Origin of the sequence: Catenulispora rubra (assembly GCF_015356825.1) — a bacterium.
GTDB classification, from domain to species: domain Bacteria; phylum Actinomycetota; class Actinomycetes; order Streptomycetales; family Catenulisporaceae; genus Catenulispora; species Catenulispora rubra.
The window spans coordinates 14294-34673 of sequence record NZ_JAACYW010000047.1 but is presented as its reverse complement, the minus strand read 5'-3'; the positions used below and the strand labels follow the sequence as shown (position 1 = coordinate 34673).

Sequence of the window (20380 nt, the reverse complement as noted above, 5' to 3'; positions counted from 1 at the left end):
ATCAGAGTGCGGCCTCGGCTTCCAGGTGCGCGCCGACGTGCTTGGTGAGCTCCCAGTCCTTGCGGCCGCGCGCCTCGCGCCACACCGCGCGCAGCGCCGCCCAGGCCAGGATCAGCTGGTAGACCGGGCCGCCGAGGAGCAGCTTGACGTAGTGCTGCGGCCGCACCGGAAGCTGGTACTGCTTGCCGAAGTCGTGCAGCCCCACGGCTTCGAAGAAGAACGTCGCCAGCATCGGGATCACCGGCAGGAACGAGATCAGCGCGACCCCGATCGGCACGTTCGTGATGAGCGCGACGGTGAAGCCGAGCATGACCAGGATGCCGGAGAACGCCTGGAAGAACGGCGTCATCAGCGTGTAGCGGGCCAGCATGCGCTGGCGCCGCGAGGGGAGCCGCTTCCAGTCCTTCTTCCGCAGGACCTGCAGGAAGCCCTGGTTCCAGCGGGTCCGCTGCTTCATCAGCGCGACGACCGAACCGGGCGTCTCCTCGCGGGTGACCATCTCCGAGTCGTAGGCGACGACCACCTTCGCCCCCTGCGACGAGAGCCGGACGCCGAGGTCGCAGTCCTCCGCCAGGCACTCCTGGTCCCAGCCGCCGTTCGCGCGCAGCAGGTCGGTCCGCACGAACACGGTGTTGCCGCCGAGCGGGATGAAGCCCTTGCTGGCGTGCAGGTGCAGCCGGCTGCGGAACCAGAAGAAGTACTCCAGGCAGTTGCGCAGGCTGTACCAGGAGGAGTGGTAGTTGATGAGCTGCACGCCGCCCTGCACGACCGCGGCGCCGGTGTCCCGGAACGCGTGGTCGACGTGCGCCAGCAGCTCCGGATGCACCTGGTCCTCGGCGTCGAAGACCCCGACGACCTCGCCGCGGCAGTGCGGGAGCGCGTTGTTCAGCGCCTTGGGCTTGTTCTTCTTCTCGTGGTAGTCGGTGACCACCCGGACCCGGTCGGCGTTCCGCGCGGCCAGACCGTGCGCCACCTCGGCGGTCTCCGGGTCGTCGTGGCCGACGATGACCAGGACCTCGTAGTCGGTGTGCGTCGACTCCAGCAGCCGGGTCACCGTGTGGTCCAGGACCTCCTGCTCGTGCCGCGCCGGCACCAGGAGCGAGAACGACAGGCCGCAGTCGCCGTCGGGGGCTGCGAACTTCGTGGATTCGAGCGTCTCCGGCGTGCGCCAGGCGTGCAGCATCCACCACAAGGTGAAAGCCGCGACGCCGAATTGGAACGCGGAGAACAAGATGATGGCGATTGAGAACATTGAGTTGGATCCCCCTGAACGCGACCGGTCGACCCGGGGTGGCCCGCACTCAACACTTTCCCATGGCCAAAGCCAACGCTCTGGGAACGGAGTGTAAATTATTGCGCACCGCGATCGCCGAGGTGCTTGGGCGCTGGTAGTTTCCGGCTTCCGGCACAATGGCCGGATCGGGATCCGCGCAGGGGGTAAAGTGCTTCTTTCGGGCAGAATCACGCGAAGGCGCGCACGGCCGGCGATCGCCGTCGCCGTCGTCGCCGTACTGGTCTCGGCGGTTCTCACCTTGCCCTCACCCGCGGCCAGTGCCGACGTTACCACGGTATCGCAGGATACTTACAGGACCGGATGGGACCGGAACGAACCCGCGCTGACCCCGGCCGGCGTCGCGTCGTCCTCGTTCGGGCAATTGTTCAGCACTCCGGTCGACGGCCAGGTCTACGCACAGCCGATCGTCGTCAAGAACACCGTCGTCGCCGCGACCGAGAATGACAAGATATACGGTATGGATCCCGCCACCGGGGCCATCAGATGGACCGACGACGTGGGTCCGGCCTGGCCGATCACGAAAGTCTGGAGCCAGTGCACAGACCTTTATCCGAACATCGGCGTGACCTCGACCCCGGTTTACGATCCGGCTTCGGGATACGTCTATTTCACGGCCAAGGTCAATGACGGCACGGATATCACCAGTCCCAACTGGTATATGCACGCGGTGTCGCCGGTGGACGGCACGGAGAAGGCCGGCTTCCCGGTGCGGATCGGCGGTTCGCCGTCGAACGACCCGCAGAACGTGCCCTTCAACGCCGAGCACCAGATGCAGCGCCCCGGCCTGCTGCTCCTCAACGGCGTCGTCTACGCGGCCTTCGGCTCGCACTGTGACAACGGTCCCTACCGTGGCTATGTCGTGGGCGTCTCCACTGCCGGGAAGCAGACCGCGATGTGGGCCTCGGAGGTCACCTGGGCCGGCGGCGGCGGTGGCATCTGGCAGTCCGGCGGCGGGATCGTCGCCGACGCCAATGGCGGGATGTACATCGCGACCGGCAACGGCGTCTCGCCGGCCCCGGCGGCCGGAACCAACCCGCCGCCATATCTGTCCGAGGCGGTGGTGCACCTGTCGGTCAATGCCGACGGCTCGCTGTCGACGGCGGACTTCTTCTCGCCGACGAACGCGCACGACCTGGACAGCGCGGACAAGGATCTCGCCTCCGGCGGCCCGATGGCCCTGCCGGACACCTTCGGTACCGCCGCCCACCCGCACCTGCTGATGCAGCAGGGCAAGGACGGTCGGGTCTTCCTGCTCGACCGCGACAATCTCGGCGGCATGGCGCAGGGTCCCGGCGGCACCGACGCCGATGTCAGCACCATGACACCGGGGGCCGGCGGCCAGTGGAACCACCCGGCGTTCTGGGGCGGCGACGGCGGCTACGCCTACGTCGTCGACAACGGCGCACCGCTGCGGGCCCTGAAGTACGGCCTCGACGGCGCCGGGACTCCCGTGCTGAGCCTGGCCGGCACCAGCAGCGGCGGCGGCTTCGGCTACACCTCCGGCGCGCCGGTCGTCACCTCCTCGGGCACCACCTCCGGGACCGCGGTGGTGTGGGTCGAGTACTCCGGCGGCTCCTTCGGCACCGGCGGCCAGCTGCGCGCCTACAACGCCGTGCCGGACGGCAACGGGACGCTGGCGCTGCTGGGCTCCTGGCCGATCGGTTTCGCCTCCAAGTTCGCCACCCCGGCCACCGACGGCGGGAAGGTCTACGTCGGAACGCGCGGCGATGTGCAGAACGGCTCGACGCAGGGCACTGTCATGGCCTTCGGCTCGCCGACCACGGCGGCGCTGACCGCGGCCACGGTGGACCTCGGCAAGGTGAACGTCGGGTCCTCCGGCACCGCCACGCTGACGGTGACCGCGACCAAGCCGGTGACGATCTCGCGGATCACCGCGGCCGCACCGTTCTCGGCGACCGCGCCCACGCTGCCGGTGACGCTGGCCACCGGCGGCACGATGTCGCTGCCGGTGTCTTTCGCGCCGACGGCCGCCGGCTCGGTGACCGGGATCGTCGACTTCGCTACCGACTCCGGCACCGTCGGCGTCGGCGTGACCGGCTACGGCGTCAAGCCCGGTTTCGGTGCCTCGCCGGGCACGGTCGCCTTCAACCAGCAGCCGACGGGGACGACGGACACGGTCAACGTGACCGTCACCGACACGGGTACGGGTGCTGAGACGATCAGCGGCACGACCGCACCCACGAGCCCTTACACGGTCACCGGACTGCCGGCAGCAGGCACCGTCGTCCCGGCCGGCGGCACCTTCGCGTTCAGCATCACCTACGCCCCGACGGTCGCGGCGACGGACAACGCCTCGGTCACTGTGAGCTCCACGTCTGGGACGCTGACCGTGCCGATCTCCGCTTCGGCCATCACCGGACAGGCCAACCTGGTGTTCAGCCCGTCGACCCTGGCGTTCGGGAACGTCCCGGTCGGGGCCACCGCCTCGGCCTCGTTCACGGTGTCGAACACCGGCAACATCCCGACCACGCTGTCCAAGGCGAAGGCGCCCGGCGGCGACTTCAACGTCCCGAACCCGGTCCCCGAAGGCCTTGTTCTCGGTGCGGACCAGACGATCACAGTCACCGTGCAGTTCAAGCCCTCGACGACGGGAGCGCAGACGACTCAGTACACGCTGACGCCCGACAGCGGGCAGGGCGTGATGAACGAGCCGATCACCGGCACCGGCGTGCCGGTCCTGCCGACGCCGCCGACCTCGTGGCAGGCGAACGGCGCGGCGACGCTCCCGAGCAGTGCGGCGGGCACCATCCAGCTGACCCCGGCGACGAACAACCAGCGGGGTTCGGCGTTCTACACCTCCGCGGTGCCGACGAACGGCCTGACCGCGTCGTTCACCGCGCGGATGAGCGGTGGCACCGGCGGCGACGGCTTCAGCTTCGCGTTGGTCGACGCCACCAAGGGCACGGCGGCCGGCGTGGGCGCCGCGGGCGGCGGGATGGGCTTCTCCGGCCTGACCGGGCTCGCGGTGGTCGGTGCCTCGTCGTGGAACGGCAAGCTCGGCTACGGCGACTACGTGTGCGTCGCGCAGGGCCCGGGCGACGGCGGCCAGGACGTCAACTGCCTCGCGGCGGCGAAACTGCCCGCGGCGTGGGGGTCGGCGGCGCACCAGCTCGCCGTCACGGTCACCGGCTCCTCGGTGAAGGTGTCGGTGGACGGGACGCAGCTGCTGAACTACGCGCCGGCCGCCGGGGTCATCCCGGCGAGCGCGTTCGCCGGGTTCACCGGGAGCACCGGCGGACTGAACAACGTCATCGCCGTCAGTGGCCTGAGCATCGCGCCGGGGACCTCGACACCGGTCGGCCAGGCGCTGACCGCGAACCCGGGCTCGGTGGCGTTCGGCAACGTCGCGATCGGCGGCACCGCCTCGCAGAACGTCGTGCTGACCAACAACGGCGGCCGCACCGAGACGGTGACCTCGGTGACGGCCCCGACCGGCGCGTTCACCGCGACGCTGCCGGCCGCGGGGGTGACCGTCGCCCCGGCCGGGACCGTCACGGTGCCCGTGACGTTCGCACCGACCTCGTCCGCCTCCGGGTCGCAGGGTTCTTCGTTCGGCGTCACCACCACCTCCGGGACCGTCACCGTGGCCCTGTCCGGCTACGGCGGCACCGGCGGCGTCACCGCGAACCTGCCGGCGCTGACCGACGCCACGTGGCGGGCCAACGGCACGGCCGTGGTCGCGGCCGGCACCACGGCCGCACCCGGTGGAACGGCCACCCTGACCGCCGACGGCACCACGGGCTCGGCCGGGACCGTCGTCAACAGCACCGCGGTGAACCCGATCGGGCTGACGGCGTCGTTCTCGGCGACCATCTCCGGGTCGGCGACCCAGGGCGCGGACGGCATGACGTTCGCCCTGCTGGACGCGTCGCAGACCACGAACACGGCGCTCGGCCAGGCCGGCGGCGGACTCGGCGTCGCGGCGCTGCCGGCGACGTTCGTCTCGCTGAACACGTATGGCGACATGGGAATCTACGGGCACGCGGCATGGTGCGCGGTCGGGACGGCGACCTTCGGCAACGCCAACCTGAACGCGGTCGCGTCGAACACGGCGATCCCGGCGCTCCGGAACACCGGGGCGCACGCGGTCACGGTCACCATCACCGCGGCGTCGCACGTCGTCGTCACGCTGGACGGCACGCAGGTCCTGGACGCGGCGGTCACGCTGCCGCCGAAGGTGCTGGTGGCGTTCACCGGCGGGGACGGGTCGCTCACCGACACGCATCTGGTGACGAATCCGGTGGTGAGCTACACGCCGTAGTCGGCTGTCGGTCGGGCGCCGCCGTGCTGTAGTAGCGCGGCGGCGCTCGACGGCAGCAGATCGCGATCATGAGGCATGAATATCTTTGATGCCCGTGACGATCAATTCCACGGCGCCGGGCCAGTCCCCGAGGCCCAAGCGGCGAGGCTGTCATTGTCGATCAGCCGGATCCCGAGTTTGGCCGCGTACTCACGCGCTTGCCTGGTGAAACCACCAGTCGTGATGACAACGGCGACGTGCGCTCCATGAATCGCGTAACAAGTCCCTCCGAACCGCTGGAGATCCGGGCCGGACACGTTGTTTCCCTGTGCGTAGCGTTTGGCCTGGATGACGAGTCGCCGACCATCCGGGGTGACGGCTACGACGTCCGCCCCCAGATCGCCGGAGCCTCCGACAACAGACGTCTGCGAACATCCATCTCTGGCACAGAGATAAGCCAGCGCTTCCTCGAACTGCCGTGCGTTCATGGCGTGGTAGGTGGCGATCTCCCGTGCACGAAGGGCCTGCAGCTGCTCCGCAGCCGCTCTGTCGGCCTGCCTCTGCAGCCATCTACGGTACCGCCAGCGCCCGAAGAATCCGGCGACCACGATAGTCCCGATGATCAGGACTGCGCTGCGCAACGGATCTCCAGCGCTGCCATCGGCGGCCACGACCAACAGCACCGGCGCGAGCAACAGGAGCAGCGACGGCATTCTGACCACGGCTTTCACTACAGCCACCACGGTCACGGTCACGAGCCGGCCCGCGAGGACCGTCACGTCCGTCGTAGTCGAGCTCCGTCTGCGTGTCACGACACCACCTCCCCAGTCGCATGCTCGAAAGACGCCTGCTTCATGACCCGAGGACGGCGAACACCAGATAGCGGTGAAGTCGCAATCGGCGGAAACCGCGCCGCTCCACGTCGGCTGCAGCGACCGCCCGATTCCGCTGGTTCACCTGGTCTCGCAGCGCCGCCGCTTCCGATGAGAACTTCACTCGGCCGCCCGCCAGCTCGGCCGACAACTCCTTGTGCCGATCGGCCAGCCGGGTCGCTTCCTGACCCGCCCTGACGTTGAGGTTGATCTTCTCCAACCGGGCCGAGTCTTCTGCCGTGCGGTGCTCGGCATCAAGGCTTGCGAAGTCGGCGCTCTTGGCGTTCCGCAGGGCGGATTCCTGACCGGGCGGCAGCGAAGTCGGCGCGGTGCGCAGCGCCTCACGGGTCAGGCCGTCCCGCCACGCCAGCAGCGCCTTCGCCTTGACCTCCCCTATTCCGTCGATCCGCGTCCTGTTGCCGCCGGGCAGCACGAAATACGCCATACGCGAGGAGTACGCGGGGCTTCCGGCGACAAGCGCGATCTGGACGTCGGCCGCGGTACGGACACCGTGCGCGGTGAGTGTGGCAGCCGCGGCCGGACCCAGGCCATTGATGCCCTTGATGCCCTGGTGAATGGTGTGGCGACGCAGCCGGTCCTGGACGTGGGCGGTACGGATCCGCTCGAGTTCCAACGTGATCCGCCTGCTGTGATCCGCCTCGATCCGCTGCTTGCGTTGAGAGATCGCGGACAACTGCCCGGCAAGTGTGCGGTCCACCCGCGCCACGTCGTTCACTCGCCTGGTGACCGCCTCGCGTTGCTCTCGGACCACGGCGTCGATCTGTTGCGAGATCTGCGTGTCCTGTCTGACGCGGTCCCGCTCCACCTGCTGAAGTCGCCCCGCCGGATCGCCGAAGGCGGCGATCTGTTTCGCCCGCGACCGGCGTGTGTCACGGGCCGTCCGCCACTCCGGACGGGCTCGTCGGCCGAGGTCTGCGATCACAAGTCCGACCGCGATCACGATGGTGCCGAGGTACGCCATCAGCGGGTCGAGGACTATGGCGATGAGTCCCAACGCCGTCGTGAGCAGTCCTGAGAGTGCGAAGACCACATCGGAGGGCCGACGGTGCGTGAACCGCGCCTGCGCAGGGGCCGGTGTGGGCTCGATGTGGTCGTCGAGCCAGGCCGGACGACGGCCGGCGCTCGGCGCGACAGATCCCGCAGCGGTGTGGGGCGCGGGCGACGCTTCGATCACGGAGCTTGTCGAGGTGCCGCGTGACACCGGCGCGAGCTTCGGCATCGAATGAGTCGGTTTGCCCGCGAGGTCCCGGACCATCTCAGCGATCCGGCCCACCTCGCCACCGGTAGCGACCAGTTGGTTCAGCCGCCAGGACGCTGACGGGGTCGCGTAGTCCTCTTCGCAGGTCAGGAGATGCTCGGCATCCGCGGCCCGCAGACGGTCCCACAAAGTCGAGTCAACCGAGAGCGCCATCAGCGAAAGGTAGATGACCCACGCGGAGAATCGATCGATGGTCTCGTTGTAGTCCCCTGAGTTCCGGCGCATGGGAGCCTGGTAGTGCCGGTGTCCCTCTTCGACTGCTCGGGCACTGGCGAGCGCCGGCACGAACATGCCGTCGTAGTCGACGAGCCGCAAGGTGCCGTCGGGTGCCACCAACAGGTTGCCGTGCTGGAGGTCGCCGTGGCCGATGCGAGCGGTTTCGAGATCCGCGACCAGCGCGGCGAAGCGGTCTGCGAGATTGTGGACGGCTACGTGATCGGCGCGGTGCGTCTCCAGCCAGCTGATCAGACCCGTGCCGTCGACCCAGGCCATCTTGAGCACGGGCCAGCGCTTGCCGTGGACGAGTATCCCGTCTGGCAGGTAACTGAAGTCCATGCGCCAGGGTTGCGACAGGGAGCTGTCATCAACTCGGGCGAGATGCCGGCTGATGGCCTCGTACCGGCTGCGCTGATCGGCGACGTCGCGCGTGAAGCACTTGACCGCGTAGCGAAGTCCGCTCGGCGAGGTCATGGAGAACACGGAGGCGAAGTTGCCGGAGATCGGCCTGGGTTGCCTGAGACCCGTCAATTCCGGCCGACCATCACGCAGCTCGGGATCCTGGAAGCAGATCCGTGGGTTCTGAATCGCCTCGGCGTAGTCGGCGCCACTGGGGAAGGTCTGGTTTCCTGCCATGGACCCTATCCGATGTCGAAGTGGACGAAGGCGACGTCGTCATTGCGCATGTCCCCGACGGACCGCAGCGAAGCTATGAAGTCCTCGAACTCCGAAGGTTCTCGACCTGCGAACTCGCGGAGGAGGTTCCACGGCTGCTTGCCGGTTGCCGTACTGGTGAGGAACCACGCAGCGAGGGCGTCCGTCGCCATGAAGAGGGCGTCACCGGATTCGCACTCGCCAGCCGCGACTTTTACGTGCCTGGCGAGAAGCGCGGCGTCGTGGTTACGGCTCCCCGCCAATGCCGGGGTCACACCGAAATCCACCGGATCCGAAACGGGGAACGCGTAAAGCAGTCGGTCGCCACGGACGTGGAACAGGCACGTGTCCCCGAGTGCGGCCGCGTTCCATCGCCACCGCTTTTCGTCGGCACGGACGCTCACCGCAAGGGCCGTGGCGTACGCGCCGCGCTCGAGGCCCGGCTTCTCGTACCAGGCCACCGGTTTGCCGCCGTTCTCCCTGCGTTCGAGGTACGAGGCCAGCCAGGAGTCCCACCCCCGTGCCGCCGCCGCGATCGCGTTCGCGGCGGCCGTCGGGGAACCCACCGTTCTCGGCCTCCGCTCAACGCGACTGGCGAGCTCCTCCGCAAGCAGGCGGGCCCAGTCCCGGGCCAACAGGCTCTCCGATGCCCCATCGCACAGGACGGCCAGGAACGCGTCGGCGATCGGCTGGTCACACTCGACCAGCGGCGACACTACGAGAGCGTCTTCGCACTGGTCTGCGTCATGCCCGTCCTTCGGGACGAGGAACCGCGAAACATAGGCCGGTGTGGCGGTCACCGCAGTTCAGTGGCACGAGTTCCGATGTCCAGGAACTGCACGACGGCACTGATATCGGCGTTGTAGACGAAGCCGCGTGTCCCGTCGCTGACCTTCTTACCCTGTGCGGCGGCATACGATCTCATGTGGCCGGGCAGCAGGCTCGAGATGCCGAACAAGGTGCGCGCGTGGGCATCCGGGAGCGCGGCATCCGTGTCCGGGAACCCGACCGGGGTACCACCGACCGCGGAGACGTGCAGGTTGAACAACAAGACGCCGCCGTCGGCGCTGGCCAGTGACGTGATCTCAGCGGCCGCGGGCCCCGGATCGCCGTCGGTCGACTCCCCGTCCGACAGGTTCAGGACGATCGGCGGAAACCCGCCGGGATGCTCGTCGAGCCACTGCGCGATCAGCCGCCGTGCGTACCCGAGGCCGGCCACCATCGGCGTCCCACCGTTGGCTACCGGAGTCATCCACACCGGAAAGCTCGCTGTCGTCTCGACCAGGCCGCCGGCCCCGTCCGGGACCTTCTTCGACCGTTCCTCGACCCGCGCCGGGTTGTCAGCGATCTGGCTCAACGGTACGAGGTCGCGGCCGGACAGCGGGCCGCCGAGGGCCGGGCCGACGGAATGGCCGTACCCGATGACCGCCACGTGGAAGTAGTCCCTGACGCCCTCTTCCTTGGCGCATTTCACCGACAGCTCCGTAAGCAACCGGTTGATCGCATCGGAGACGACGTCGGCTTTGCGCCCCGGCGCCTCGCCACCGATGGGATCCGACATCGACGCGGACTGGTCGACCAGGAACACGAAGCATCCGGGATTGGACCTGCTGATCTCGGCTGTATAGGTCATTGGCATCCCCCCAAGGATTTCGACGGCCGCACACATGCTCATCAGAGCCCTGTCATGCGACCGATCGCCCGATCATACAGCGGGTGACCGGCCGCGCACAGGGATTGTGCGGGTCCGGCACGCACCAACAGTCCCGCCGGATCGGCTCGTGCTATGCGATGTCAGAGGGCAGCCACCCCAGGGGGAGACGCTCCAAGCCGATGACCACGTCCAAACCGAGGTGCTCGGCGAGGAGAGCCTTGAGATTGCTGCCGTCGATGAGCTCTATACGCCCCATGCGATCGGCGAATTCCCGGTCGGCAGAGCTGAACCACGAGGTCGCCACCAGGATTCCCTTGGCGGCGCGTTTGTCTTGGATGGTGCCTTCCAATGCACGCACCGCCTCGATGGGAATCACCTTGCTGTAGCGCTTAGCCTGAATCACGCACTGTCCGCCGAGCACCGGATCGGGGTTGAAGGCGAACCCGTCCACCCCGTCGTCACGGCTGGCTTGGGTGACCCACGCTTTCAGCCCCATCGCCTCAAACAGTTGGCGCACCAGATGTTCGAACTCCGTCGGGCTCAACTGCAGAAGATCCTTGCGGTGATCAAGCTGGGAAAGCACGTCCAGCTCTTCGACGAACTTGAACCGGCTGAGGTCGAAGGCGAGCACGGGGCGCACACCCTCGAGGTCGTAGGGGTGCGGTGACAGCATGGCGTTTAGGTACTTCAGGCATGTGCCCGGGTCCAGGGTCGGCTCATCGAGCTCGATCTCCTCGAAGTGCTCACGGGTGGTCTTCACGCTGACCAAGCAGGGATGGATGGGTTTGCCGGTCGCCGGGTCCTTGGCACGCACATGCCCGTTGACCAGAATCACGTCCACCAGACTCGGCGGGCTGATCGCGAGGGCGTAGTCGAGAGCCCTCAACGTGAAACGCGCGGCCAGATCACGGAACATCTGTCGGATCTCGGCGGGTTTCCTCGGCTCGGCCACGATGGCCGCTTTGGACGGTGCGTACCGGAAGGCGGCTTCGGCCGGGATCACCGTTTGGCGGGGAAGCTCGATCTCCAGCAGCAGCTCACGTGTCTCCGGGGCGTACGCCGCGCGCACAGCGTCCTGCAGGTGCTCCGGATAGCCGAGCTGCGCCAGCAACTCAGCAACAGCCGCAGCCAGCGCCTCGGCACCGCGGGAATCGAACTCCTCCTCCAGCGCCAGTCGGTGATGGTGCAACCTGCGCTCACGGTCCGCGAGAACCCCGGCGAAGGCAGCGACGCGCTGCTCTACTTCGGCCGTACGTTGCGCGGCCTCGGCCTTCATCTCTTCCACCGCGGCCGCCTTGGCCGCTCGTGCCTCGGCGGCGTCGGCTCTGGACCGTTCAGCCTCCGCCGCCTTGCGCGCCCGGGCCTCGACGTCGCGTTGGCGCGCCGCTTCACGCTCTCGCTGCTGCTCGCGACGCTCCAGATCCCGCTCGATCTTGGCGGCCTCTGCGGCCTGCTGCTTCTTCTGCTGTTCGGCGCGCGCAAGATTCGACTTGTAGGTTGCCAACTCGCGCGCGTCGCGGTTTTTCTGCTCCTGGAGTTCAGCCTGCTGCTGGGCCCGCGCCGCGCGGTCCTGCGCCGCAGCCTGCCGTTTCTCTTCAGCTTCAGCGTGGCGCTGCCGCTCCCGCTGGGCAGCCAGCATTTGCTGCATCAGTGACTTCTTGCGCGCCATGTGGCCCCCAGGCCGGTTCGATCCGGATACGCCGGAGTAAGTACCCTGACTCACCTGGGATCGAACCTGCCGATGACGGGATGCGTTCGCCGGCTGACATCATGTACACGAGCCAGCCGTCCGACGGTTCTGTCAGCTGGCCCTGTGGACCACGCAAACCCGGTGGCGTTCGCTGGTTCGCAAAGCCATCGCGGGGTCGGCGACCCGTACTCGAGCAGCTTCTCAGCCCTGCTCGAAAGTCCCGAGCGGATCGTCGTGCGTCGGTACCCAGCCCAGCTCGCGCCGAGCCTTGGCCGACGTCAGCCGCTGGTCCAGCGCGAACGCGTCCGCGACCGGACCCATCTGGGCGCGGGCCTGTTGGAGAGTGATCGAGACCGTCTTGCCGCCAAGGCCGGCGCCGCGCGAGGCCGCCTCGGCGACCTCCTTCATCGTCGGGTGGTTCTCGCCGACGCCGATGTAGACCGATCCGGCCTTCGCGGCGAGGGCGGCGACGTAGAGCGTGGCGACGTCGTCGACGTGGATCAGCGACCAGCGGTTGGCGCCGTCACCGATGTACGGGACCGCGCCGTCGCGCTTGCCCGGGGCGATGAAGAAGTGCTCGATCAGCCGGTTGTCGCCGCCGTAGAGCAGGCCGGGCTGCACGATGACGGGGCGTGCTCCTTCGGCGGCGCGCGCCAGGACCTGGTCCTCGACCGACTTGCGCCATGCCACGACGCTCGGCGGATTCCACGGCGCGGTCTCGTCCTGCACGCCGTCGGTGTCGCCGTAGACCCAGCTGCCGCCGGTGTGCACGTAGGTTCCGGCCCCGACGCCGTCTTGCATGGCGGTGGCCGCGGCGAGTTCGGTGGCCGGGGAGTCGGCCTGCGCGAGGTGGATCACCGCCTCGGCGCGGGCGGCCGCGTCACGGAGCACGTCCAGGTCGGCGAGGCCGCCGCGGACCGCGACCGCGCCGACACCCGCGACGGCCTGCGCCGACTGCTCGCTGCGCGCCAGCGCCTCCACGGCGTGGCCGTGGCGCACCAGCTCGGCGATCGTGGCCCGGCCGATGTAGCCGGATCCACCTGTCAGGAAAATCCTCATTTGCCATCCTCCGCCGCTGTTCGGGTTCGTCTCCACGATGCGGCCTGATCGACGATCGCGTCCAAGACCTCTTCGGCTCTCTGTGATACCCGCAGGGCATCACAGGACGCGGAATAGGTCTTGGACGGCACAGGGTCGGGAGGTCAAGAGTTGATGTGTCGCCTGCGGCAGCGGCCGCCCGCGAAGCTCGAACGAATCTCGAACGCTCTCCAGAAGGTGATGCAACCATGGCTCACGTCCTGATCACCGGGTCCTCCGACGGGCTCGGCCTGATGGCCGGCCGCCTGCTGATCGCCCAAGGCCACTCGGTCACTCTGCACGCGCGTAACGACAAGCGGGCCGAGCAGACGCGCGCCGCAGTGCCGGCCGCCGAGCACGTGCTGGTGGCCGATCTAGGATCCCTCGACGGCATCCGGTCGCTCGCCGCCGCGGCCAACGCGGCGGGCCGGTTCGACGCCGTCATCCACAACGCGGGCCTCGGCTACCGCGAGCCGCGCCGCGTCGAGACCGTCGACCGCCTGAGCCAGCTGTTCACGGTCAACGTGCTCGCGCCCTACCTGCTGACCGCGTTGATGACGCGGCCGGACCGGCTGGTCTACCTCAGCTCGGGCATGGCGCGCGGTGGGGACCCGGATCTGTCCGATCCGCAGTGGGCCGACCGCCGCTGGAACGGTTCGCAGGCTTACAGCGACAGCAAGCTGTTCGACGTCCTGCTGGCGTTCGGTGTCGCGCGCCGGTGGCCGGACGTGCTGTCGAACTCGGTGGAGCCGGGGTGGGTTCCGACGAAGATGGGCGGGCGCGGCGCGCCGGACGACCTGGATCAGGGCCCGGTGACGCAGGCGTGGCTGGCCGTCAGCGACGACGCGGCGGCGAGGGTCACCGGTCGGCACTTCTACCACCAGCGGGAGCGCCTGGTTTCCGCCGAAGCGCACGAGGCGGCGGTTCAAGACGCGCTCCTCGACTACTGCGCCGAACTCACTGGGACGACGATCCACGGCTGATAGAGCTCACCATGGCCGGAGTTTGAAAGTCGCGGTCCCCCATTTGGCCGAGCGCAACAGCCTCCCCGAGTCCCGTAGAACAAGTTCGGTCGCGCGCGCAGACATACGGTGTGGGTATGTCGCTCGTTCCGTGGTGGACGCTGCTGTCATCCGGTACCGCCCCGATCCTGCTGATCGGCGGCTGGACGGCCGCGGCGGCCCTTCAGCCCACGGGGTTCGATCCGCTCAGCCACACCATCAGCGCGCTGGCCGCCGACCGGGCGACCGACCGGTGGTTGATGACCTCGGTGTTCGCCGGCATCGGCGTGTGCTACCTCGTCACGGCGTACGGGCTCAAGCAGGTACGGCCCGCGGGGCGGATGTGCCTGCTCCTCGGCGGTGTCTGTTCGATCGCGGTGGCGGCCTTTCCGGAACCCGGCGACGGCGGCACCACGCCCCAGCACGTCGTGGCCACCGGGACGGCCTTCGCGGCGCTCGCGGCCTGGCCCTGCCTGGTCGTGGAAGACCGTCCGTCCGCCCCGTGGCCGTTGCGGCCGGGGACCTCGGCCGCGTTCACCGTGGTCGTGCTAATCAGCGCGGCCTGGTTTCTGGTCGAGCTGAACGGCCACGGCTACGCCGGGGTCGCCGAGCGCGTCGTCACGGGGCTCCAGTCGCTGTGGCCGGTGATCGTCGCCGCCGGGCTTCGGTACGCGGCCGGTCAGCAGGGTCGCGACCATCCCGACGAGGAACCCGCCCAGAGCCGGCCCCGGCAGGCGCCCACCTGGCGCGAAGCCGTCGACGGCGAAGGTGGCCAGGCTCTGAGCCGCGGCCGCAATGCCGACCACCAGCAGCACCGGTGACCACCACCCGGCCGGGCCGACCCCGCCGGGCAGGCGCAGCATCGGCCGCTCGGCCCGGCTGACGCCCGCGACCACCGGAACGAGCAGCACCGTCAGCAGGGCCAGCCAGATCACCCGCAGCTCCCACCACCGCGCGCTGCCGATGGCGGGCTGCGCGAACACCCCGGTGGCGTAGAGGGCCAGCGCGGCGACGAGCGCGGGCACGAAGTGCCACAGGTAGACGTTCATGACCACGCTGTTCAGGCGCTTCACCCGCGGCCACAGGCGCGGCCCGGCCAGCCGCCGGGAGGCCCAGGGCTCCGCCGCCAGCACCAGGCCCGACTGGGCGGCGGCGAACGCCAGCAGGGCGATCGAGGGCGGGTTGGTGTTGCCGGAGCCGACCATGTCGACCTTGTACGTACCGGACGCCACCAGCCCCACCAGCAGCGCCGCCCCGACCACGGTCATCGCGTACGGGCGCCACCGCGGCGCGGTCAGCCTGCCGTCCAGCCACGCGAAGCCCCACTGGTGGATGCCGCCCCACACGAACAGGTAGTTGGCGTAGCCGACGAAGTGCAGGCCCGGGGCGGTCCGGACCACCTCGACCAGCGCGGTCGCCACGGCCATCGCGGCCGGCACCGCCAGCCCCCACCGCCGGTGCGCGGCCAGCAGGACCGGCGTGAGCGCGTTGAGCAGCAGGTAGACCGGCAGGAACCACAGGTGCAGGGCCATGAGCCAGGCGATCTCGGCGAGCTCCGCATGGGGCACCCCCGCCGCCTGCGCGATCAGCACCGCGACGATCGCCACCGCGATGTAGGCGGCGGTCGGCCACAGCAGCCGCATGACGCGGTCGCGGACCCACCGGGTCCAGCCCTCGCCCTGGGCGTGGTGCGTGATCCACGACCCGGCGTTGACGTAGCCGCCGACGAGGAAGAAGACCGGCATCACCTGCATGGCCCAGGTGACCCACCGCCCCCAGCCGATGTAGTCGATCGCGTTGACGCCGGACAACCGCCCGTGCCGGTAGGTGACCGAGACCAACAGCCAGTGGCCGTAGACCACCCCGCTGATGGCCACGACCCGCAGCAGGTCCGCGTAGCGATTCCGCGCCATGTCGTCCTTCGGCCGGCCTTGGGCGAACTTCGAGATGAAGGGGGCCTACCCGGGTCTGGGGGAATTATTGGACCGGACCACTGGCAGCGCGGCCACGCTATGGTGGCTCGACCGTTGATGAGGAGCGATGCGCGGGTGGAATTGCCAGAATGGGGTCGCGTTCCGTATGGAGCAAAAGCCGCGGAGTGGAACACCTTCCGGACGCACTCGGACTCGTCTGTCCTTCTGGTAGTCCACAACGTCACTGCGGCCACGCGACTGCTGGATCTGGTGCCCGCCTTTGCCGGCGACTCCCGCCTCGGGCTGGCGTTCACGTGCCCGGGCTCGTCTCCTTTTCGAAACGGCATCTCGGCACTGTTCACGAGCAACGGCTTCGTCGGCCTCGACTGGGCTGACGCCTGCCGACTGCGGTTCGGATTGGCGATATCGGCGTCCCATGGGGGTGCGTTGTGGGAGCTGAATGCGCCAATTGTCATACTTCCACACGGCATGGGATACAATAAGTACCTTGAGTCCGGGAGCCGGGAGCCGGGAGCCGGGAGCCGGGAGCCGGGAGCCGGGAGCCGGGAGCCGGGAGCCGCGAGCCGCGAGCCGCGAGCCGCTCGGTGTTCGGCTTGTCGGATGCCTGGGTCCTCCATGACGGCGAACCCATAGCGACCGCCCAGATCCTGTCCCATTCCGAGCAACTCGAGCGGTTCCGCAAGGCCGCCCCGGCGGCCGCGTCAACCGCCGTCGTCGCCGGCGATCCGTGCTTCGACAGATTGCTGGAGAGCGCACCGGACCGGGACCTCTACCGCTCGGCTCTCGGCCTGGGCGACCGCCGACTGGTGGTCGTGAACACGACCTGGGGCGAGAACTCGCTGTTCGGCAGGCATATCGACCTCGTCGAGCGCCTGGTGGCGGAGTTGCCGGTGGATGACTTCATGGTGGCCGCCGTGATCCATCCCAACGTCGTCCACGCACACGGCAGAGCTGAAGTCGAGCGTGTTCTGGCCCACGCACGCCGCGGCGGACTACTGGTCGTGCCGCCGTTGGAGTGGCGCGCGGCGCTGCTTGCCGCCGACGCCGTCGTGGGCGACCACGGTTCCGTGACGTTCTACGGCGCGGCGCTCGGCATTCCCACTGTTCTCGCAACGTATCCCGCCGACGCGGTGGACCCCGAGTCGCCGATCGCGCAATTCGCCGAAGCGGCGCCGCGGTTACAGCTGGACTCGTGCTTACGGGACCAGATCGAGAAGCTGATGGCCACGTATGAACCTGCTCAGTACGCCGACGTGACGGGCCGCGTGACGTCCTTCCCCGGACGCTCGCTGGAACTTCTCAGAACCCTGTTCTACCGCGTACTGGGCCTGGATGAGCCGCCGTCGCCAGCCGTGCCCGAGCCGGTGCCCGTACTGCATCACCAGCGGCAACGCGTGTCGCCGTTGTGGGCCACAGTAGAAGGTGACAGGGTCGAGCGGTTCCCGATGGCCGTAGCCCACGCCAGCACGCCACGAGTCGGCGGGCATGTGGTCGTCGACGCGACGCAGCCAGCCGGGCGTGCCGCCGAGATGGCCGACGTGATGGTCCGCGACGCGCTCGGGGCGCCACCGGATTGGGCGGAACGAGTCTTCGAGCGCCTGCCGGGCCTGACCGTGGCTGGTCTGATCGATGGCGATACCTGCCGGATGAGGCTGCGGGACGGGACCGAGATCGTCCGCGATACTGCGCCGGGCAGGGACCCCGCGACATTGGCGTCCCAGCTCTACGACGAGATCGTCCGCGTCCCTCTACCCCGCGACCCCTGATCGTTCAACTCTCGACTCCACCTTGCAATGCCTGAGCGCGGGCTCGGACATCAGGTGCCTTGAGCGAGCCCAGCGCTTCGTAGACTTCGGCCGCACGGAGCAAGGCGTTGGTGGCGTTCTCGATGTCGCCGAGCGCCTCGTAGGCCGACGCAAGAGTGGTCAGCGCCACCGCGCCTTGCAGAGGGTTGCGAAGGCGGCCGAACTCCGCGATGGCCAGGTGCACGTGTTCCACGGCTTCGTCGGCTCGGCCGCCGGCGATCAGAAGGTCACTGAGATCGACGAGCGTTCGAGCCAGGTTGTAGGCGCTGTTCCCGTCGGCCTCGTAGGCGGGGATCGCGTGATCGTTGACGATGGCGATGGCCTCGGCCTGCCGACCCAGGGCACCGAGGGCTCGAGCCCGGTGCCGCTGAACGTTGCCGACAGCGGCAGGCCCGGCCTCAGGATCCGCCTCAACCAGCGCGAGCACCTGATCGAACGCGTCAAGGGCCTGCCGCGGCCGCCCGAGCCGCAGATCGGCCAGGCCGACCGACTCGATCGCGGCAGCCAGCAGCTTGGCCATTCCGCTGTCCTCGGCGGCGGGAACGGCGGAAGCGAACTCCGCCGCGGCTTGGTCTATATCGTCCTGGTTGTAGTAGGCAAAGCCAAGCTGCAACCTGATGCGCCCCTCCGCCGCCCGGTCGCCGAGACGCATCGCCGATTCGATGCCCAGCTGGTGGGTGTCGATCCAGTCGCCGAAGGCGTTGCTCCAGAAGTACAGACCCCACAGGACCTCGCACAACTGCCACACAGTGCCGTGGTCGCCCGAGTCGGACGCCGCGATCACGGCGCTTCGCAGATTCGCCTGCTCGGCTTCCAGCCAGCGGACGGCGGCGACGGCATCCTCGAAGGGCGGCTCGTCCGTGAAGTCCGGCCCGATGTGCCAGCGCGGAGAACGGGCCCTGTCGGCCACCGCGGTGCGGCGCAGGTACCAGCCGATGATCGCCTTCTCGGTCGCGATCGACGCGGTGAGATCCGATGCCGCCTCGCGCCGGACGAAGTCCTGCACCAGAGTGTGCAGCCGCCAGCGTCGCAGGAAGCGGGGCGCCCCGGTCTCGTGCAGCGGGGTGACCAGCCCCGACTCGACCAGATCCGCCAGGGCACCGGAGTCTGCCCCCAAGAAGGCGACCAGGTCCGCGCCGAACTCCGCTCCGGGATGGGACGCCAGCGCACGCAGCAGAACTCGGCCGGGCTCCGACAGACCCCTGACGCTGAGCTCCAAGGCGGCGTTCACCGAGTAGTCACCCCCTGATGCCATGATCTGGTCCGCGGCCTGAAGTCTGCTGCGGGTGTCCGCCAACTGCAGAGCCAACTCTTCGGCGGTGTCCCACCGACCGCGGTTCAGTTCCGCGGCGATGACCCGCAACATCAGTGGATGGCCTTCGCTGAACGCCGCCAGTTGGTCGAAGGCTTCCTGTTCGGCGTGGAGGCGTTCCGCGCCGACCAGGCCGGCCAACAGTTCCAGGGCATAGTCGTGTTCGAGCATCGGCACGCGGAGGAACTCCGCGCCGTGGGCCGTGCGGATCCCGCCGAGCTCGTGGTGGGCGGTTACCATGATCAGGCTGCCCTCGGACGTCGGGCACAGCGGCGTCACCTGTGCCGTGCTGACGGGATCGTCGATGAGCACCGCAACCGGCGCATCGGCAGTCATCTGCCGGAACAGCGCCGAGCGCGCGGCCAGACTCGGCGGAACGTCGGCCGGCAGAACGCCCTTGGCGACCAGCCAGCTGTCCAGGGCATCGGCGACCGATACGCCACGACCGGAACGGCCGCCACCGAGATCTGCGTAGTAGACGCCCCCGCGGTATCGCTCACTGCGACTACGCAGATAGCGCAGGGCGGTCGCGGACTTCCCCACCCCGGCCACGCCGCCGAGCTGGACCATCCCGACTTCTCGATCGGCGAACTGGTCCAGACGCTCGTGCACTGCGATCCGGTCGGTGTAGGGGCCATAGCTGGGCGGCAGCATGGCCGGAGTGCCGATCGGACGCGGAGGCGCGGAGCCGAAGAAGTTGATCGTCGCATTGTCGAAACTGCGGCCCTGGACGAGGCTGTGCACCGACCCGGAGACGTCGTTGTCGACCGCTCCCCGATTCGCCTCTCCACCTGCGTCTATCACCTGCCCAGCCTACGGTGACAGGGCTCGTACTTGCCAGACCGACACCTGCCGCGCGCCACTCGGCAAGCATGCTCGGCCGGACGCCGAGCTCACAGCGTAGGATGTCAGAACCCATATTCGACGCGCGAAAGGCCGACATGGATCCCATACTGACTCCGACCATGATCTCGGCCGCGCTGACGAAGTTCCTTGACAGCGCGGCAAGCCAGGCCGGCTCGAAGGCGTGGGACGCCCTGAAGGCCCTCGTGACCCGCCACCGGGGTCGGACCCCTGAGCTGCCAGCATCCGCCGAAGAAGCATCCGCGCTGGCCGACGAACTCGCCACTGCCGCCCAAGCGGACCCGGCCCTGGCCAGAGAGCTCGGCGAGTGGCACCAGTCGGTCATGGGATCGGGAAACGTCACGATCGCAGGCTCGGACAACGTCACGAACAATGTGTCCGGGTCGGCCGAGCGCGTCGTGCAGGGCCGGGACTACACCCACGCGAACATCACGCTCAACTGAGCGATCCGACGCCGAGGGCTTGTA

The 20380-nt window shown here is 68.8% G+C and carries 13 protein-coding genes and 1 pseudogene; 5 read left to right on the top strand and 9 right to left on the bottom strand.

The window, feature by feature from the left end; genetic code table 11:
• Position 1: 1 nt before the first annotated feature.
• Positions 2 to 1252 carry a glycosyltransferase family 2 protein gene (locus GWK61_RS16005; protein WP_194909167.1) on the bottom strand — a complete coding sequence of 417 codons (1251 nt, stop codon included), beginning with the start codon at positions 1250 to 1252 and terminating at the stop codon, positions 2 to 4.
• 403 nt (positions 1253 to 1655) lie between these two features.
• Here GWK61_RS16005 and GWK61_RS16000 point away from each other — a divergent pair, with 403 nt between their 5' ends.
• Positions 1656 to 5576, top strand: a complete 3921-nt coding sequence (locus tag GWK61_RS16000) for a beta strand repeat-containing protein (RefSeq protein WP_194909166.1) — start codon at positions 1656 to 1658, stop codon at positions 5574 to 5576.
• Positions 5577 to 5677: 101 nt separating this feature from the next.
• Here the strand turns inward: GWK61_RS16000 and GWK61_RS59525 are convergent, their stop codons facing one another.
• The 6 genes from GWK61_RS59525 to GWK61_RS15970 form a co-directional block, all read right to left on the bottom strand.
• Positions 5678 to 6334 (bottom strand): restriction endonuclease, encoded by a 657-nt coding sequence (locus GWK61_RS59525; RefSeq protein WP_323747588.1) that lies wholly within the window; start codon positions 6332 to 6334, stop codon positions 5678 to 5680.
• Between the two features lie 73 nt (positions 6335 to 6407).
• Positions 6408 to 8558, bottom strand: a complete 2151-nt coding sequence (locus GWK61_RS15990) for a phosphotransferase family protein (protein WP_194909165.1) — start codon at positions 8556 to 8558, stop codon at positions 6408 to 6410.
• Between the two features lie 5 nt (positions 8559 to 8563).
• Positions 8564 to 9376, bottom strand: a complete 813-nt coding sequence (locus GWK61_RS15985) for a hypothetical protein (RefSeq protein ID WP_194909164.1) — start codon at positions 9374 to 9376, stop codon at positions 8564 to 8566.
• Positions 9373 to 10209, bottom strand: coding sequence for a vWA domain-containing protein (locus GWK61_RS15980; protein WP_194909186.1), 837 nt, complete (start codon positions 10207 to 10209; stop codon positions 9373 to 9375). Before GWK61_RS15980 ends, GWK61_RS15985 begins: the two co-directional genes overlap by 4 nt.
• 151 nt (positions 10210 to 10360) lie before the next feature.
• Positions 10361 to 11899 carry a restriction endonuclease gene (locus tag GWK61_RS15975; RefSeq protein WP_194909163.1) on the bottom strand — a complete coding sequence of 513 codons (1539 nt, stop codon included), beginning with the start codon at positions 11897 to 11899 and terminating at the stop codon, positions 10361 to 10363.
• 222 nt (positions 11900 to 12121) lie between these two features.
• Positions 12122 to 12979 carry an NAD-dependent epimerase/dehydratase family protein gene (locus tag GWK61_RS15970; RefSeq protein ID WP_194909162.1) on the bottom strand — a complete coding sequence of 286 codons (858 nt, stop codon included), beginning with the start codon at positions 12977 to 12979 and terminating at the stop codon, positions 12122 to 12124.
• A gap of 227 nt (positions 12980 to 13206) precedes the next feature.
• Here GWK61_RS15970 and GWK61_RS15965 point away from each other — a divergent pair, with 227 nt between their 5' ends.
• Both GWK61_RS15965 and GWK61_RS60760 read left to right on the top strand, forming a co-directional pair.
• Positions 13207 to 13980 carry an SDR family NAD(P)-dependent oxidoreductase gene (locus tag GWK61_RS15965; protein ID WP_194909161.1) on the top strand — a complete coding sequence of 258 codons (774 nt, stop codon included), beginning with the start codon at positions 13207 to 13209 and terminating at the stop codon, positions 13978 to 13980.
• Between the two features lie 116 nt (positions 13981 to 14096).
• A pseudogene (locus GWK61_RS60760) lies at positions 14097 to 14597 on the top strand (DUF998 domain-containing protein); the annotation flags it as partial.
• Here GWK61_RS60760 and GWK61_RS15955 read toward each other — a convergent pair.
• A complete protein-coding gene (locus GWK61_RS15955; protein WP_194909160.1) occupies positions 14547 to 15911 on the bottom strand; it encodes an acyltransferase family protein in 1365 nt (454 codons plus the stop codon). The pseudogene GWK61_RS60760 and the gene GWK61_RS15955 sit on opposite strands and share 51 nt — an antisense overlap.
• Positions 15912 to 16525: 614 nt before the next feature.
• On the opposite strand from GWK61_RS15955, the gene GWK61_RS15950 reads away from it, so the two are divergent.
• A complete protein-coding gene (locus GWK61_RS15950) occupies positions 16526 to 17698 on the top strand; it encodes a hypothetical protein (protein WP_194909159.1) in 1173 nt (390 codons plus the stop codon).
• 4 nt (positions 17699 to 17702) lie between these two features.
• Here GWK61_RS15950 and GWK61_RS15945 read toward each other — a convergent pair whose 3' ends face one another.
• Positions 17703 to 19853, bottom strand: coding sequence for a tetratricopeptide repeat protein (locus GWK61_RS15945; RefSeq protein ID WP_194909158.1), 2151 nt, complete (start codon positions 19851 to 19853; stop codon positions 17703 to 17705).
• 137 nt (positions 19854 to 19990) lie between these two features.
• Here GWK61_RS15945 and GWK61_RS15940 point away from each other — a divergent pair, with 137 nt between their 5' ends.
• Entirely contained in the window at positions 19991 to 20356 is a 366-nt protein-coding gene (locus GWK61_RS15940; protein WP_194909157.1) for a hypothetical protein, read from the top strand.
• Positions 20357 to 20380: the final 24 nt, after the last annotated feature.

Bases quoted from the DNA above. Each gene is read 5' to 3' on its own strand.
- GWK61_RS15940 (WP_194909157.1), top strand. From the start codon at position 19,991: ATGGATCCCATACTGACTCCGACCATGATCTCGGCCGCGCTGACGAAG.
- GWK61_RS16005 (WP_194909167.1), bottom strand. From the start codon at position 1,252: ATGTTCTCAATCGCCATCATCTTGTTCTCCGCGTTCCAATTCGGCGTC.
- GWK61_RS15955 (WP_194909160.1), bottom strand. From the start codon at position 15,911: ATGGCGCGGAATCGCTACGCGGACCTGCTGCGGGTCGTGGCCATCAGC.
- GWK61_RS15975 (WP_194909163.1), bottom strand. From the start codon at position 11,899: ATGGCGCGCAAGAAGTCACTGATGCAGCAAATGCTGGCTGCCCAGCGG.
- GWK61_RS15990 (WP_194909165.1), bottom strand. From the start codon at position 8,558: ATGGCAGGAAACCAGACCTTCCCCAGTGGCGCCGACTACGCCGAGGCG.
- GWK61_RS15980 (WP_194909186.1), bottom strand. From the start codon at position 10,209: ATGACCTATACAGCCGAGATCAGCAGGTCCAATCCCGGATGCTTCGTG.
- GWK61_RS15965 (WP_194909161.1), top strand. From the start codon at position 13,207: ATGGCTCACGTCCTGATCACCGGGTCCTCCGACGGGCTCGGCCTGATG.
- GWK61_RS15970 (WP_194909162.1), bottom strand. From the start codon at position 12,979: ATGAGGATTTTCCTGACAGGTGGATCCGGCTACATCGGCCGGGCCACG.